Below are 15,499 nucleotides of genomic sequence, written 5' to 3' on the forward strand. Positions count from 1 at the left end.
TCGTCAGATCCTTCCGGTGGCATCGTTGAAGTGGAGCGGCAGCGCCGATGCTTCGGCGCGCGCAATGGCGTTGACATCCACCCGCGCGGCGCGGGCCGTGCGAGGGATGCCGACAAAGGCAATGAGCAGCTGCTTTTCAGCCTGGCCTGCTCGGGGCATGCCGCGCTTGGTCAGCGACTTCGCCGACCGCTTCCGGCCCGAGAGGTCGACGCCGACGTTCTTGACCGCCAGCAGCGGATATCCGTTGATGCCCTTGATGAAGACCAGAGGCCCGATGCGCTGATCCAGCCCGTTCTGCGCCCACAGTGCCGGCGTCAGGCGAAAGCGCTTTGACACGCGCGGGATATTGTCGGTCGGTATCCAGAGCCAGCGCGATCGCACCGGGGTGATCTCGGCTCCCTGGGTATAGGCCTCGATCGCGCCCCTGGTGCGGTCGGAACCGCTACGGATAAACACCACGCCAGAAGCGCTGAAGCCGCCATTGGCATAGCGGTGGACGCCGCGGCCCTGGCGCAGATCGGAATCCGCGCCAAGCCCATTGCCGAGCCGGCCCAGGCCGGCGCTTGCCATCTGGCTGCGTACCTGGCCCAGCATCGATCGTGCGCCGCGATCAGTGGCGATCAAGGCCGCCCGCTCCATGCGCTGTTCGGCGAAACGCCGCCAGGCAGCAAATGGCCCGTCATAATCACCGGCGTGAAGGCGCGCGCTAATCCTCACGGCGCTTCAGTTCCGCCAGGGCCGACGATATGACCGCGAACGCATCGAGCAGCAGCAATGGCTGATCGAGCGGCGCGCGCCCGTCGGGATATCGCATGCCGGCCATGCCCATGTCGCACTGGCGGTGGAGCCGAAGCAGCGCCCAATGATCATCGGTCAGGCGCCTGCGGGGGTTTTGCTGGAACGCGCCGAGGCCCGGGATTTCCCAGCCTTGGCCGAGGCTTTCCTCGGCTTCGAAGCTGGTGGGGTCATCCCTGACGGCGACGGCGATGCGGAGTTTTTTTCCTCTTCCTCATCAAGCGACATCTGCTTGGCACAGGCGTTGAACAGTTCCAGCCAAGCCAACTTGCCCAGCACGTCATTGCGCTCGGCAAATTTGGTCATGCTGGTGGCCATGGCATCGACGCAATCGATGGTGAGATACCCGCGGTCGGTATCCCTGGCTGTGGGAAGCCCGCTCCATTCCTGCACGATGACAGCCACCGTGGCCGCCATGAAGATTTCGTTGTGATCGATGTTGTCGGCCTTCATGCGGCCGATCGGCTTCCAGGACTGCTCGACATCGCGCAGCAGGTTCAGAACAGCCTGCTCAGTGGCTTCATCATAGGACCATTTGAGGTCGGGATCGTCCTTCTTCTGAAGACGGTATTCGTCCAGCGCATCCCAATACGCGAGCAGGGGCGCCCTGTGGGTCACGAACTTTTCCTCGCCCCACAGATGGGTGCGCAGCGCGTCAAGAATTTCCTGCCGCAATTCGCCTTCGGAATGGAAGGCCACGCCTTCTTCAGCCATCAGGCGGCGGCGAAACCGCTTTTCCCGCGTGGTTGGGGTTCGGAGCGTGAAGACGGGGGCGCCGCTGATGCCAGCAAGCGACTGTGGCGTGAAGGCCAGCGTTTCACTGGCCTCCAGGGGGATGTCCTGGGGCACGTCAGGATGTCCTTTCAGGTGGTGGGGGATCAGTAGGGGAAGTTGATGCAGACCCCGCGCGAAAGCGCATCGATCAGCAGGTCACCATTTTCCATGATGATGTTCCCGCCGAGGTCGGGGTTCTGGTAATCGAGGCGGCCATCGGGCACGACGATCTGCACCATCTGCCCAGGCGCATTACCCCACTGCGCAAAGAACGGCTGATAGGCCTGGGCATCGGCCAGAGCGAGGGTGTCGATGGTGGAAGGCCGGTACTTCTGGCGCACCATTTGCACCTTGGCCACGCCACCCACCAGTTCGGCAGCATCGACGCCGTCGACCTTGTTCGGGTTCGGCGGGTTCTCGGTCTGAATGCCGAGATCGACGGTGAACGACTTCAGACCGACGCGCACACCCGCCAACCAGCCATCGCCGTCCTTGTAGAGGGGGATGGTGCCAGCGGGCGGCACGGCCGGCGTGGCCTGTTCCGAGTTTGCGCTGATGGTGGCATCGAACGTGACGTTCACTTCCGGATAGGCCGCCTGGTCCTTGGTCGAGGTCGGAACTGGCGAGGTCATCTGCGTGACGCGGCAGTTCACCAGATCGAAGCGGTGGCCGTCCAACCAGACCTGCTGGGAAAGCAGGATCGGATCAACAGACGAAACGTCACGCATGTAGCCGATCTGGGCCGGGATCTGGTAATTGCCGGCCACCCCGCTGCCGAACGTTTCCACGAAGGCAACCACCTTCGTCGAGGAATAGGAGCGGATGGCGCTCATGCGCTCCTTATAGTTGGTGCCCATGCCGGCCAGCGAGATGGCCATGCCCTTGTAGAGATCGGCAGTCGCCGCCGCGCCAGCGCCGAGCGTGGCACCGGTGGTAGTGCCGGCGCTGACCGCTTCGGGGGCAACGGGGATAGCAGCGGACGTGCGCACTTCGGTGAACTTGGCAGCCTGGAGAATACGACCAAGCAGGAATGCGTTCGCGGCCGGGATGGCCACACCGCCGGGCGGGCGCAGCTTAATGGTGTAGGAGAGCGTCACCTTCTTGCCTGCCACGCTGTCAGCGTTCTTGAAGGGCGAGCCGGTGTATTCGTCGTTGGCGATCGTCACGCCGGCGATATCGAGCTTCAGGTTCGACACCGGCATCAGGTCGGCCGGCGTGGTCGGCGCGGTGAACGCATCCACCACCGACTGGATGGCAACGGCAACCGCCGTGTTGTTGGACTTCAATGCCATGGGACTGGCCTTTCTTCAGTCGAGGTTACTGCGCCGAGCCCGCCGGGCTGGCGTCGGCAGCGGGCTGCTCAACAGCCTGGCTGGCGGTCGGAGCAGGATCAGATTCGGGATCGGCCTGTGCCGGGGCCTCCACGCGCGTGGTGGCGGCAGCCAGGGCTGCATCGAGATCCTTGTTCTTGCGTGCAGCGTCGGAGAGCGCGTTCATATCCACGCTGCCCGTGCCGAGCGGCGGGCAAACACTGTCAGCCATATGGCTATCCTTTCGTCGGGGTCAGAAGTGAGCGCCGCCGGGCCCAACGATCGTGAAATGATCGTCCCGGGGCGTGAAAAACTGGACCATCAGCTGGATCGACGCAGATCCGACATCGCGGCCCATGGCAGCAGCCGGCGCCACATCGACTTCCTGAATGTCCTGCAGCATGCCGCCGATGGTGCGATCTGCGCCAATCGCGCCAACCACATGGGCCAGAGCAGCTTGGTTGGCACGATTGATGGTACCTACGGCCTGCACCTGGGTGGTGGACTCCACATCGATCATTGCGGTGTGGAGAGTCATCCAGTTCTCGTCTGCCACCTCGAAACGATAGGCGGCGGTAGCGACCGTCAACGTATTGTTGGTCCCCTCTTCCAGCGCGACATCGCTGCTCTGGTTGGTCAGAACCGTGAACGCGGACAAAGCGGGCCAAGCGCGCAGGACGGCGGCAATAGCGTCCTCGACCTTGGAGATTGCAGGATCAGCCAACGACCTTCTCCACATTGAAGACCCAATGATGGCCGTCGTCGCTGCGCTCGATATCGATCGGCTTGAAGACGATGCCGGGCAGCAGGTTGATGGTCAGCCGAGCCTGGCCGGTGGGGCGGATCGGACAGGTGGCGATCGGCAGTTCGATGCGGATATCTTGGGCAATGACCTTGCCAGTCTGCATGTCCTGCTGCTGGTCGCCGAAATCGACATAGCCGCGCATCGGCGTAGCGATGCCGCCGGCGGGGGTGTAGGACAGGCCATCGCCAAGAATGTCGGCGCTGGTGATTGCCAGGTCATCCAGCATGTCTTCGAGACGAGGGCCTGTCCAAGTCATGCCGCCGGCGCCTGATCGTCGTCGGCGGGGGGCACAGCCTTGGCCTTGCGGCTCTGGCGCTTGGCCGCCGGCGCCTGATCGTCGTCGGCAAGATCTGCCTCGCTCAGGTCATCGGCAACCCAGCCGCGCTCGACCAGCAGTTCGATCTGGTCTTCCGGCAGGGCCGGATTGCGCGTCTCGAACTTGCTGTTGTCGGGGTCGAAGTGAACCTGGCCGTGGCTAGGCACGAAGTGGGTGCGGGCGCTGAGCGCCCGGACCCGGCGGAACCCGTCAGGGACAGGCCGCGCCATGTTACTTGTTACCCTGGATCAGCGCTTCGGGGCGCGTGCAGATCGGGAGGCGGTGGGACTCGATTTCGACATCGGCCCATTCCTCGCGATCCTTGTCGACCACGATGCGGCTGTACCATTCCTGGCCCAGCGTGTTGACGAAGCCGAACGTCGGCGCCGGGGCAAACGCTTCCTGGAACAGGTTGCGCACGCCGACCGGAATGAACTTCGCCTTGTCCACGCCGACCGCGACCTTCGAATTGTCGTCGGTGCCGCGATAGTTGATCCAGGTGACGCCCCAGGCTTCCACCGATTCGAACGCGGTGTCTTCCAGCAGCTTCGAAGCCCGCTCGGTATTCTTGAAGGTGTCGCGATATTCGCCGTTCTCCTGGAGATCGTCGAAAAAGTCGTCACCGCAGAGCGCAATGATGCGCATTCCTGCCGGCGCGACGCCGCCCAGCGCGCGGAGGATGGGGCGCTTGACGTTGTTGGCCACGAACTTCTTGCAGCCGGTGCGAGCCGACCAGTTGAAGTCGATTTCGCCCGGCTTCACGAAGCCGAACGTGTCATAGTAATCGTAGATGACCGTATCGTCGGCATCGCGCAGAACGCCATCGATGCAGGACAGGTAGAGGCGTTCCTTGGTGGCCGACAGATCATCGATGCAGTCCTGCTGCCGCTCGGCCACGTCCTTCTGCAGGGTCTTCAGTTCGGTTTCCGAACCGAAGGCCCGGATACCCTGGAGCGATTCCGCCGTGATCGTGCTGGCTTCCTCGATCCGGCGCACACGCAGGTCGCGGATGTCGGCCTTGTTGTTGGCGCGGCGGGTGCGCGGCGCGCCCGGCTCGCTGGTCTGGATGATGTTGAGCGTGTTGCCCTTGACCTCGACGGCCACGGTGCGGGTGCGCACCGGCTTGGGGGTGAAAAGGCCCAGTGTGCCGAGCAAGCCGGGAATGGTCTGGCTGCGGCGCACCGCTTCGGTCAGCGAGATCGCCGAGAAGGCGTCCTGCTTGAAAACGTCCATGGTAAGCATGGGGAATCGGTCCTTTCAGAGGGATCGACGCAAAAAGGGCGCCGGAGACGTGCCCCGGCGCCCTTGAGCGCGCGATTGGTTCAGAAGATCAGCGCAGGATGATGCCGCGGCGCTTCAGGTCGGCGGTGCCCTTCGCCTTCTGGGTGGCGGTGATACCCGTCTTCCAGACCACGATGTCGGCGTTGTGTTCGCAGTTGCGCTTGTAGGCCACGCCGCGCGTGTCAGCCGAAGTGGCATTGATGGCGCCGTAGAGAATGCCGGTGGCGATCTGCGAACCATCGGCGCCGGCCGGGTTGTATTCGACCTCCTTCTCGACGATGGCCGAGACGGTAATGTCGAAGCCGTCGCCCACCACAAAGTCGGTGGCACCATCGGCCAGGGCGCCCTTGATCTGCTCTGCCACGGTGGCGGCACCGGCGGCCATCACGATGTCGCTCAGCACGACGCCATCGGGATCTTCCAGCCGGAACGTGCCATTGTTGGCAGCGGCGGCGATGCAGCGCAGGGTATAGACGCCCAGCTTGGCGCCCAGCAGCAGCGGCGTGGTGGCATCGAGCGTGAAGGTGCCGTTGCCGGTGTTGCCGCCAGCCTTGGCAGCGGATGCGACGGTACCGCCCAAGAGAGTTGCGAGCACAGCACAGGACTTGAGGTTCTGGCCCGACTTCACGACGATCGCCTCGCGGCTCTGTTCGCCGGGGGCTTCGCTGATCAGCGATTCGGTCGGGTAAATGCCTTCGGTCAGAGTGGTCATGGAAAGGTCCTTCCTTCGGACTTGGGCTTACCGGCCGCGACGTTCGCGGATTTCAGCGTGAATGTGGTCCCAGCCGTGATTGGCTTCGGCCTTGGGCTTGCCGCCGCTGGCATGGCTGGTGTCGGGATTTCCGAACGACTTCATGGCGGCGAGCATCGCCGCGCCGGCCTGGGCATCGGCATCGCTGCCGGCGGCACCCGGCGCGGCGGCGGCAAGCATGCCCACAATGTCGTCGGCGCTCAGCTTGTCGTTGGCCAGCATCTTGGAGGCCAGGGCTTCGCGGCCCTGATAATGCTCGCTCGACATCACGGCGCTGTAGCGGGCGCGCTCTTCGGCGCGGGCCTGAGCGACGGGATCGCTGGCGGCAGCAGAGGCGTTGGAGTCCGGCGTGCACTTCTGGCACTTGCCATCCTTCATCGGCTCCGAACACTTCGAGCACTTGTCGTCCTCGCCCGGCTCGTTCGGATCATTGCCGTCGGGCTCTGGATCGCCGGCATTGGCACCGGGGGGCGGTGCGGGCGGCGGGGCGGCGCCAAGCTGGGCGAGAAGGCCAGCCTTCTGCTCTTCGCTCAGGCTTGCCAGGATGTCGGTAGCCGCCATCTCGCCCAGCGCGACCACGGTGCCACTCGCAGAGCGTGCGAGCGCCTGCCGCAGCCCGTTCGAGGCTTTGGACATTGTCTTCTCCTTGTAGAGTGATCAGCGGGCGAGTTTCGCGACCGCGTCGAAAATGGCCTCGGAGGAATCGACCGCATCGACGAGGCCAAGGCCGAGTGCGTCGTGACCGGTAAACCAATCACCTTGAAGGCTAATCACGGCCTTTTCGGAGATGGGGCGCCCCTCTGCTACGAGAGCGGCAAACATGTGCCAGGTCTCATCGACCCAGGCTTGAAGCTTATCGACAGTTTCCTTGTCGGCATGCTCATAAGGTCCGCCGCGCGCCTTGCGTTCACCGGCACGGATCATGGTCGCCTCGATGCCGCCCTTTTGAAGGCCCTTGGTCATATCGACCAGCATGGTCCAAACGCCGATCGAGCCGGTGATACCAGTCTCGGTTGTCATGACCGCATCACAGCATGACGCAATGGCATAGGCAGCGGAGCACGCCATCTCGTTGACGAATGCGATGATGGGCTTGCCGCCATTCTTGGCGCCCATGGTCCGCAGTTTGCGGCAGAAATCGAAGCATCCAGCCACTTCGCCGCCGCCGCTATCGATTTCGGCCAGAACGGCGCCGACTTCTTCATTGGCTTGAGCATCGGCCACGATGCGCTCAATTTGATCGTAGCCTATCATTCCCGAATAGGGCTCGACCCCACCAAGCTTGTGCACGGTTGTTCCAGAGATCGAAACCGTGGCCACGCGCTGTCGCAACTCATACATATCCCGCGCGGTCTTCGGCTTGGAATACCAGTCGCTGTCATCCATCGCCATCTGGCGCATCTGCGCAGCGCCCAGCGAACGGCCATCGATCGTATCCAGCTTGGCAATGCCCAGCCGGTCGACCAGCGCGGCGCAGAGCATTTCGGCCTTTTCAGGCCGCAGCATCAGGGGAGCATTGAACAGCCGGCCGGCAACGTGGGCGAATTTGCTCATGCTTCTGCTCCTGCCGGCGCATCCGCCGGTTGCTGGTCGGCGCTGGCACCATCAGCGGCCTTGCCGCCCTTGAGCGGGGTATAGGCGTCGAGGCCAAGGCGCTCGCGCAGCCGCTTGTCGCGCGCCTGGCCCAGCAGCACCTGGCGATGGTCCACACCATTGTCGTCGCCGATCATGCCCAGGTTCGTGGTGCCCGCGTTCAGTTCGAACTCGTTGGACTGCGATTCCTTGAGCGGATCGATGGTGCCACGGCCTGGGCCCTTCCATGCGCACATGGTCAGTTCGTCGCGCCAGCGAAAGAACGCCAGCGGACCACCGGGCACCTTCACCCGGCCAATCGCAACCGCTTCCTGGAGCCATGCGGCATAACAGGGCGTGCAGAACCGTGTCACGAACTCGTAGCGATCATGCAGCAGACCGCGCCAGATCTCATTGAGCATGGCACGCGCTGACGAATAGTTGATGTCGCTCCAGTCCTGGAACACCTGCGCATAGGACAGGCCGAAATTGGCGGCCAAGCTGCGCAGACCAGTCTTCTGGAACTCGGGGTAGTTAGCGCTCGGCCGTTCCGCGCGCGCAAAAGTCAGTTTTTCGCCGGGCAGGCCTTGAATGATGCGAACACCATCGACCTTCACCGAATTTTCCATCCGGTAGTTCAACTGCTTGTCGAACGACCAGGCATCATCACTGCCCTCGGCGCCGGTCGGCGCCTGCATCGCGCCCTGCACATCGCCAGTCGGGAACGGGCTTTCCATGAACCCGGCCATGACGGCATTGAGCAGCGCCGCTTCGACCTCGGCATCGTCATACCGATCGAACATCTTCATGCGCTTGATGCCGGCGACAAACCGGCTGATGCCCCGACGCTGGCCACCGATGTTGCGCTTGAAAGCGTGCACTGCGATCGGGCGCCCGGTCTGGTCATAGCGGGGGACGCGCTCCCACCGCATCGTCTCGCCATCGGTGCGGCCCCACTCGGCCGGGTGGGCGCAGCGGATGTGATACGCCACCGGGTAGCCATCGGGGTGGATTTCGACACCGCCGATCACGCGGTTGCCGTTTTCCAGCGTCATGTTGTCGGCGACACCATCCGGGTTTGAAAGCCGATCTGGATCAATCACCTCCACACAGGTCTGGTAATTGGCGCCGCGGTCCAGCAGCTTGATCACCGCCACTGCATCGCCATCGGTCCACCAGTGGCGATAGGCCGTCTCGACAACACCTCCGAACGTCGTGGTCATTTCGACATCAGCGGTGAACCGATGATTCTGCGCCCAGACCCGGAATTGCTCTTCGGTGTTGGTGGCCCAGTCATCAGCCCATTCCGGGCTCCGGCCCATGACCTCGAACGCAGGCTGCGCTTCCAGCCGGATCTCCGGGCCAACGACAGTTTCGGCACGACGATCGATTGCGCCGGAAATGACCGGGTGGTTGCGCGCCATGTCGCGCGCCCGGTCCTGCACCTTGTCCCGGTTATCGAGAATGTCGGTGTTGACCCAGGAATGCGGCGGATGCCACGACGCCATTTCTCGGCTGCTGAAGCGGCCCGCGTCATAGGCGCCCCACCGCCCGGTGCCGCCGGTGGCAATGGCCATGGATTGCTTGCTGGCGCCAAACTTGCGCTGATAGTCCTGCGGCTGCATCAGAAATACGTCCCGATTGCGCGCCGGCGCGGCGTGCCAGCCTCGACAGCCTTGGCCTGTTCCAGATCCTGCTCCCGGCGCTGAATATAGGCATCCAGTTCGGGGAGCGTCATCTTGGCGAAGCGCATCAGGCGCATGCCACGCCCAGCCTGCTCAACCATCTGGCCTTTCGCCAAGGCGGCACGCGCGGCATACAGGTCGGTCAGTTCCGCCTGAATTTCCGCGGATGACTGCGCCATCATTCGTCTCCTTCAAGTGCCTTGTGCTTGGCGAAAATGCCTTTCGGCTTCGGCTTGTCCGTCCCCGTGTCCTGTGCCGCCGCTTTCACCTCGACCGCTTGATCACCTCCTTCCGAATAGAGGGGAACCGGGCGGGCCCATGGGGGGAACTTCGCCGGATCATCCCAGCGAATGTCTTTGCGATCCGGCTGCAACATCAGGCGGCCGGCCTCGGCATATCCGTAAAGATCGAGCGTTTCGTTGGGGCCATTGCGAACCCAACTCCCGTCGATCAGCACCTCGTTGAACAGTTCCTGGTAGGCGCCATCCGGTGTGTTCAGCGCGAAGTAGCACTGGCCGGGGCTGCCATCCTCGATCGCAAGATCGGTGAGCGTGTCCTCTTTCAGCTTGTGCACGCCCAGCGAGTGAAGCGTGATCACGGGCAGCACCAGTTTCCCGATGCTGTCCTTCGAAATCTTGGTCGGCGTCGCCGGCAGCGGATCCGCCTTGGCGTTGGTCGAGCCCTTGATGCACCGGACCTTGCGCCAGACGCCCCAGCGCTTGCCGTCCATGCGCCGGGCGAACTCGTATGCCTTCCAGGTGTGCTTGCCGCTCGATGCGTCGATGGTGACCACCGCCGGCCGCAGCGCCAGGCCAGGATCGGACTGGAGCGGATAAAGCCGGTCGATCTCTTCGGCCAGCACCTGCCAGTCCTCTTGCGAGTGCGCCGGCGCGATGTCGCGCAGCACCGGGCCATCCCAGCGCTGCCGGATTGTGCGGCGATCGATCAGCCATGACCGCCGCTCCAGATCCCAGCCGCGCGCCAGGATGTCGAACTTGTTGTCGCCCACGTCGATGGACACGGTGATGAACCGCACACCATCGGGCACTTCACCCATGCGATAGGCCACCGGCTCGCCATCATCACTGTGCCGGGCCAGATCCTTGGTCCGCATCCGCAGGTTCTGGGCGTCGAGCCCTTCGGCTTCCCCAGCCCCCTCGAACACCTCGCCAAAGGTGCGCACCATGACCTGCTTCAGCTTGTCGGTCTTGCCGGTGCGTTCCTTGTGCTCGATCGCGCCTTCCAGTTCCTTGGCCAGTTCGCCCAGCCCGACCTGCTTCGACATCAGGACGTGGATCCAGAAGCCCCAGGTCTTACTCTTGTTCGGCTCACCCACGATGCCGGCGCGAATGTCGAGCGTCTGCCCCTTGTGCATGTAGCGCCCCTCATCGACCATCTTCGCGCGCTGGGCCTCATCGATGCCGGCGCCGCAGTGCGGGCAGGCCATGCAGGCCGTGGCCTCGGCCAGCGCCAGCCGCTCATCCAGCGGCGTGCCCTCGGGCGCCTTGGTGTAGCTGAGCCGGAACCGCCGCACCTCCGGCCAATACTTGGTCGGATAGGGCGAGGCGTGATCGCCGCATTCCGGGCACCGCATCACGAAGATGCCTTGCGTCGAAAGCGTCCAGGCCTGGGCCACGCCACCGGTCCACCCGATGTCGGGGTGCGCACAGGCGTAGATCAGCCGGTCATTACCCAGCATGCGCTGGCGCTGCCGGCCTTGCTCCAGGAAGTTGGAGCGGAAGTCCTTGTGGTAGCTGTCTGGCTCATCGAAGACGATGTATGCCGCCTGGCGGTTCGTCGTCGTCGCCTTGCCCATGACCATCAGTTCGAGCGTGGCCCCGGCGACCCGCTTCATGGTCTTCTTGTTGTCGCTGGCCGAGGTGCCCAGCCGGCTAGAAACCCCGGTATGATCCTCGAACAGCGGCGTCAGCACGCGATCGGCGTAGGACCGGACTTCGCCCGGCCCGGCCAGATACCACATGATGTCGCCCGCCGGCCCGTTCTCCAGCCGCTTCAGCGCATGGTTCTCGGCCACCACCGTGCCGCCGCAGCGCCCCGGCTTAGGTACGATGATCTCCTGCACCTCTGGTTCGTCATGGGCATCCATGATCGGCACCAGGTAGGGCGTCAGATCCTTGGACCAGTTCGTCTTGGTGCCGTCAGGCTTGCGAATGACCCGGCGCGTTTCCGAATATTCGAGCGTGGTCAGGCTGTCGCGCGGCAGCAGGCTATCGAGCTTGCGTGCAGCCAGCGCGGCGGGCGCCTGGCAAAAGCCATCGGCAGCCAGCAATCGTGCCTGCTCAGATAGCTCCTGCCTGGATAGAACCCGCACAGTGTTCTCCGATGAAGCGCTTGGCCTCACCATGAACTTCAGTGGCAACCGCGCGCAGGTGTTTGTCGATTTCCGCCCGGATCTGGGGCGGTAGTTTCCCGTTCGGGTCCATGCGGGTGCGCACCCCCATGATCCCCTCCACCACGCGCTGGTTATAGCGCTCGATGAAGTCGAGCATTTGCTCGGTCGGCGTGTAGCGGCCCTGCTTTTCCTGCGCGGCCACCACGGCCAGCGTCAGGTTCACCAGGTCCTTCGTCTCGGCCAGGCTGGGCGCGGATTCATCGGGCGATAGGCTGACACCAATCGCCTTGCTGATTTCCCGGCTCTTCTTGGCCTGGCCGTCCCGCTGCTTGGACAGCGACTTGAGTATGATGGCCACGGTGCGAGCCGGCTTGAACTGCCACTCGATGCCGTTGCCACCACGCACCACGGCGCCGGATGCTTCCAGTTCCGCAATGTCGTTGCACCAATCCCGCAACGTCGGCCAGCTCACCCCCAGCACCTCGCACATCGGCTTGGATGCCAGGACTTCGCCTCGCTTGAATTTTTTTGCGCGCTGCTCGGCTGTGATCAGTTTTCCGATCCGAGCATTGATGCTTGTGCCAGGCCGGGCCATCAGAAAACCCCTGATTTCTGGCGGTTTGCACCAACGAAAAAGCCCCGCACGGGGCGGGGCTCTGTTCGCTGGGCATAACTGTTCCGGGGGCACAGATGAATCGTTTTTCTCCCCGTGTCAAATTCCTTCATCATCATCTTCGTCCATGATCTCGATCGAATTGCTCTCGATGTGGGCAACCAGATCCTGGCAGGCGGCGAGGAAGCGCTGGAACTCCTGACCATTGCGGCAGCGGATGAAGCGCCGCGCGCGCGCCAGAGGCATGTCGTGCAGCACGATCGCCTGAAACATCTTCACCAGCACCGGCGCGATCGCTGCCGTGGCCTGGCGGAACCCATCCCTGGCTTCGGCCTCACGCTGCTGCAATGCCATCGGGGCTTGGCCTATGCCGCCGCTGCCGCCGGTATTTCCGGTCAAGCTGATGTGGCTGGACTTGAACCGGCCAATCAGCCCGGCCTGCTCCCATGCCTCGCGATACCAGATGCAGGCGCGCAGCTGGTCATCGTTGATCTTGCCCTTGCTCCAAAGCCGCAGGACCATCGGCACACTGACGCGGCGATAGGCCTTCACCGTGCGCACGGTCCCTTGCTCCAGCCGCGGCGTGAAAGTGCGAAAATCGCCCTGCTCCTTCCATTCCGGCGTAGGCTCAATCACGGCATCGGCAATGTTTACCGTCACACCCTCGGATACCTGCAACGCGGCGGCCTTACGATCACGCTCGCTGACGCGATCGGCCCGGTCACGCTCGATCAGCGCCGCGACGCGCTCACGCTCAGCCGCCACTGCCGCGGGTTCATCCACGCCAACCAACCCGGCCTCAACAAACGGCTTGCCGATCTCATCGCAGACGCGCTGCACAGCCACGCGCTCGAAATGATCAATGAAAGCTGCTTCTCGCTGTTCTTCGGCAATGGCATTATCTCGCACCCTTGCCTTCACCTCTTCGGCGGTAATCTTACGCTTGTCCATGTCCGACCCCATTGTATTATTGTCTTTTACCATAGTTCTTATCAGCAATAGCGCAAATCAATTGGCGTTCCAGACCCGCCATAGATTTCAATTGGCTCGGAAAAATGACAACAATGCCGTGTTGAAGCCAGGCCTCGCGCGCAGCTTTACTGGCACCATTTGGGTCAGGATCTTGCATCATATGCGAGAAGCGTGTCAGGCTTGAACGGCTCACAGCAAACCTTCCTCTTGCCACTGCGCCACTAGGGCGCGCTGTTCTTCCACTTGGGCATCGGTCATCCAGAGGAATGCCGACCGGGCGCGATGCTCGCCGTTCTTCAGCAGCCAGAGGTGGCCCGCCGTCACGGCATGGAGCTTCCACTTGTCGGGCAGCGCATCGATCTCGGCCTGGCTCAACTGGCCCTTCTTCAGCGCGCGCATCGCATCATCGAACCGGGCCTGCTTCTCGCGCTTGATCCGGCTGCCGGCGATGTCCTTGGCGTGCCGCTGCTCCGCCGCGCGCGAGGTCCATTCCGCGATGATCTCGTTGCACTCGGCCACGGTGGGAAACCACTTCAACCGATCGATCGACGTGGCCCAGAGATACTCGATCGCGCCCTTGGGGTGCTTGGCCAGCTTGAGCAGGTATTGCTTGACCATCACCGCGCCTGTCGCCGCATCCTTGCCTTGACGCGGCAGCACCGCCATCATCGCCATCAGCGCTTTTTCCAGATACTGCGGCGGGCAAGGCTCAGGCTGAACGGCGGGGCACGAGATCACTGCCTCCAGTTTCTCGATCATCCCATCGTCCAGCCTCTCCGGGAGGGCCCGGATCTCCGTCAATCCCAAGACGCTGCTGGAGGAAAGCCACTGCGCCGTCGGGCTCGTGGCGGTAATCAGATCTTGCCCGGTTGCTTCGGTCATATGCGCCCTCAATGAGCTTCAAGAAGGATTTGGGTTGCAGCAGGAAATCCACGTCCGCCCGCCAGCCGGTGTCGTTATCGCCCCGCAGAAACCGGGAGCGGATGATGGCCCTGATGGCGGTGCGGAAGCCTTCCTCGCCGTGATCGCGGATCAGCCTGGTGGCGTGCTTGCGGCGGGCATCGGACAGCTTCGTGGCCTTGGGCAGGCCGATCTGAACCGCTGCCCGGTTCCACATGTCGAGCACGTCCTGTGGCCCAAACTTGGCGGCGGCAGGCGAAGCTTCAACCTCACCCCGATTGTCCGCGGTGGGCGCTGGGGCAGGCTCTGGGTAAGCCTCGAAATCAGAACGGGGGGAAAGGGGGGTATGAGAACCGTTAGGTTCTCTTGTTTCCTTGTTCCCTTGTTCTTTTGCTGTCCGATTTCTGTCCGACTTCTGTTCGGTTGACTGTCCGGACATATGTCCGCCTTCTGCCGCTACGTCCTGATATTTGTCGTAATTGCAGATGGTTATGACTGACTTTCCCTGTCCGGTTTGCCGTTCGATCATATGTTCGGTTTCGAGACGGACCAAAAACCGCTCGACCGCGCTGGGTGACCAGCCCCACTCCTTCGCCAGATACTCGCGGCCAGCACAAAGCTGCCCGCGTTCGACAGTGATCGTGCGCCCGCGCGCGTCATGCGTTGTCGGTTTCCAGCATGCCTTGCCGATCAGCCAGAACCATGCGCCCAGCCGCGCGGAATCGCCCCGGAACAGGTGATGATCGAGCGCTTCACGGTGGAGGGTGACGAAGCCGCTCACAGGGGCCGCTCTCCCCGGACTTGGGCATAGCGATCGGCGTGGATGGCCTTGCGGGGGCCGCCACGCGCGCGAATGCATGGAAAGCCCCTCAGGGCGCCGCATGTCGGGCAGATGACCTGAGCAGCGGCCCTGCGGAGGCTATCGCGGTGGAATTGGCTGCGGTCTTTCACGTCCACGGCATTTCCCCATCCGCATCAACCAAGGCCGCCCGCAGCGCCATGTCAGCGCGCGTGGCCCTGGCCGCCTCGGCAGCGGCAAAGTCGCTGGGGAATGCATCGGTCGAATAGGCCAGCGGCCGGCCACACGCGGCGATCAGATGCCACCGCCAGCCATCATGGTGCTGATGCACCTCGAAAGGCGCTGGGATGCTCATGCGACACCCGCAAAGCAGGCGCAGCCGCTATCGCCGGGCTGATATTCGTAGCGCTCCTCAGGCTGGGCGCGAAGTCGCTGGGCGAAGGCATCAAGCGTCATGGGTTTCTTTTCGCCACCACGCCGGTCGGTCATCATCGACACGTCTTTTCCTATGTGGGCACGGATTTTTCGCTCCATCATCGCATCGTAAGCGAAGCGATCGGGTTGAACGCGGGA

At 63.3% G+C, this 15,499-nt stretch carries 21 protein-coding genes; all 21 read right to left on the reverse strand.

Annotated elements, in window-relative coordinates; translation table 11 throughout:
• Positions 1-3 precede the first annotated feature (3 nt).
• Positions 4-717, reverse strand: a complete 714-nt coding sequence (locus tag C8K14_RS14995; protein ID WP_133726830.1) for a hypothetical protein — start codon at positions 715-717, stop codon at positions 4-6.
• A gap of 156 nt (positions 718-873) precedes the next feature.
• Entirely contained in the window at positions 874-1,644 is a 771-nt protein-coding gene (locus C8K14_RS15000) for a hypothetical protein (RefSeq protein ID WP_107717245.1), read from the reverse strand.
• A gap of 29 nt (positions 1,645-1,673) precedes the next feature.
• Entirely contained in the window at positions 1,674-2,861 is a 1,188-nt protein-coding gene (locus tag C8K14_RS15005; protein WP_133726831.1) for a hypothetical protein, read from the reverse strand.
• 25 nt (positions 2,862-2,886) lie between these two features.
• On the reverse strand, positions 2,887-3,111 hold the full coding sequence (locus C8K14_RS15010; RefSeq protein ID WP_133726832.1) for a hypothetical protein: 225 nt from the start codon (positions 3,109-3,111) through the stop codon (positions 2,887-2,889).
• 21 nt (positions 3,112-3,132) lie between these two features.
• Entirely contained in the window at positions 3,133-3,603 is a 471-nt protein-coding gene (locus tag C8K14_RS15015) for a hypothetical protein (RefSeq protein ID WP_133726833.1), read from the reverse strand.
• A complete protein-coding gene (locus C8K14_RS15020) occupies positions 3,596-3,940 on the reverse strand; it encodes a hypothetical protein (RefSeq protein ID WP_133726834.1) in 345 nt (114 codons plus the stop codon). Before C8K14_RS15020 ends, C8K14_RS15015 begins: the two co-directional genes overlap by 8 nt.
• Complete coding sequence (locus tag C8K14_RS15025; protein WP_107717250.1) at positions 3,937-4,230, reverse strand: hypothetical protein; 294 nt, start codon at positions 4,228-4,230, stop codon at positions 3,937-3,939. Before C8K14_RS15025 ends, C8K14_RS15020 begins: the two co-directional genes overlap by 4 nt.
• Before the next feature lies 1 nt (position 4,231).
• Complete coding sequence (locus C8K14_RS15030) at positions 4,232-5,242, reverse strand: major capsid protein (protein ID WP_107717251.1); 1,011 nt, start codon at positions 5,240-5,242, stop codon at positions 4,232-4,234.
• Between the two features lie 88 nt (positions 5,243-5,330).
• Positions 5,331-5,993 carry a head decoration protein gene (locus C8K14_RS15035; protein WP_107717252.1) on the reverse strand — a complete coding sequence of 221 codons (663 nt, stop codon included), beginning with the start codon at positions 5,991-5,993 and terminating at the stop codon, positions 5,331-5,333.
• Positions 5,994-6,020: 27 nt separating this feature from the next.
• The gene (locus C8K14_RS15040; RefSeq protein ID WP_107717253.1) at positions 6,021-6,668 is read right to left on the reverse strand and encodes a hypothetical protein; all 648 of its coding nucleotides are present in this window, start codon (positions 6,666-6,668) and stop codon (positions 6,021-6,023) included.
• A 21-nt stretch (positions 6,669-6,689) separates the two neighbouring features.
• The gene (locus tag C8K14_RS15045; protein ID WP_107717254.1) at positions 6,690-7,586 is read right to left on the reverse strand and encodes a S49 family peptidase; all 897 of its coding nucleotides are present in this window, start codon (positions 7,584-7,586) and stop codon (positions 6,690-6,692) included.
• On the reverse strand, positions 7,583-9,229 hold the full coding sequence (locus C8K14_RS15050; RefSeq protein WP_107717255.1) for a phage portal protein: 1,647 nt from the start codon (positions 9,227-9,229) through the stop codon (positions 7,583-7,585). The genes C8K14_RS15045 and C8K14_RS15050 overlap by 4 nt, the downstream gene beginning before the upstream one ends.
• Entirely contained in the window at positions 9,229-9,471 is a 243-nt protein-coding gene (locus C8K14_RS15055) for a hypothetical protein (RefSeq protein ID WP_133726835.1), read from the reverse strand. Before C8K14_RS15055 ends, C8K14_RS15050 begins: the two co-directional genes overlap by 1 nt.
• Entirely contained in the window at positions 9,468-11,669 is a 2,202-nt protein-coding gene (locus C8K14_RS15060) for a terminase gpA endonuclease subunit (protein WP_133726836.1), read from the reverse strand. Before C8K14_RS15060 ends, C8K14_RS15055 begins: the two co-directional genes overlap by 4 nt.
• Positions 11,590-12,237, reverse strand: a complete 648-nt coding sequence (locus C8K14_RS15065; RefSeq protein ID WP_107717258.1) for a hypothetical protein — start codon at positions 12,235-12,237, stop codon at positions 11,590-11,592. The genes C8K14_RS15060 and C8K14_RS15065 overlap by 80 nt, the downstream gene beginning before the upstream one ends.
• A gap of 117 nt (positions 12,238-12,354) precedes the next feature.
• On the reverse strand, positions 12,355-13,206 hold the full coding sequence (locus C8K14_RS15070) for a hypothetical protein (RefSeq protein WP_133726837.1): 852 nt from the start codon (positions 13,204-13,206) through the stop codon (positions 12,355-12,357).
• A gap of 16 nt (positions 13,207-13,222) precedes the next feature.
• Positions 13,223-13,420, reverse strand: a complete 198-nt coding sequence (locus C8K14_RS22425; protein ID WP_133726838.1) for a hypothetical protein — start codon at positions 13,418-13,420, stop codon at positions 13,223-13,225.
• Positions 13,417-13,986 (reverse strand): hypothetical protein, encoded by a 570-nt coding sequence (locus tag C8K14_RS15075; protein WP_133726839.1) that lies wholly within the window; start codon positions 13,984-13,986, stop codon positions 13,417-13,419. Before C8K14_RS15075 ends, C8K14_RS22425 begins: the two co-directional genes overlap by 4 nt.
• Positions 13,937-14,908 carry a hypothetical protein gene (locus C8K14_RS15080; protein WP_108338591.1) on the reverse strand — a complete coding sequence of 324 codons (972 nt, stop codon included), beginning with the start codon at positions 14,906-14,908 and terminating at the stop codon, positions 13,937-13,939. Before C8K14_RS15080 ends, C8K14_RS15075 begins: the two co-directional genes overlap by 50 nt.
• Before the next feature lie 166 nt (positions 14,909-15,074).
• Positions 15,075-15,281: a hypothetical protein gene (locus C8K14_RS15085; RefSeq protein ID WP_107717262.1), complete on the reverse strand. Its 207-nt coding sequence runs from the start codon at positions 15,279-15,281 to the stop codon at positions 15,075-15,077.
• Positions 15,278-15,499, reverse strand: a 222-nt coding sequence (locus C8K14_RS22670) for a hypothetical protein (RefSeq protein WP_158271923.1), incomplete at its 5' end; no start/stop codon positions are given. The genes C8K14_RS22670 and C8K14_RS15085, both read right to left, overlap by 4 nt.

Source organism: Novosphingobium sp. GV079 (genome assembly GCF_003058045.1).
GTDB classification, from domain to species: Bacteria; Pseudomonadota; Alphaproteobacteria; order Sphingomonadales; family Sphingomonadaceae; genus Novosphingobium; species Novosphingobium capsulatum.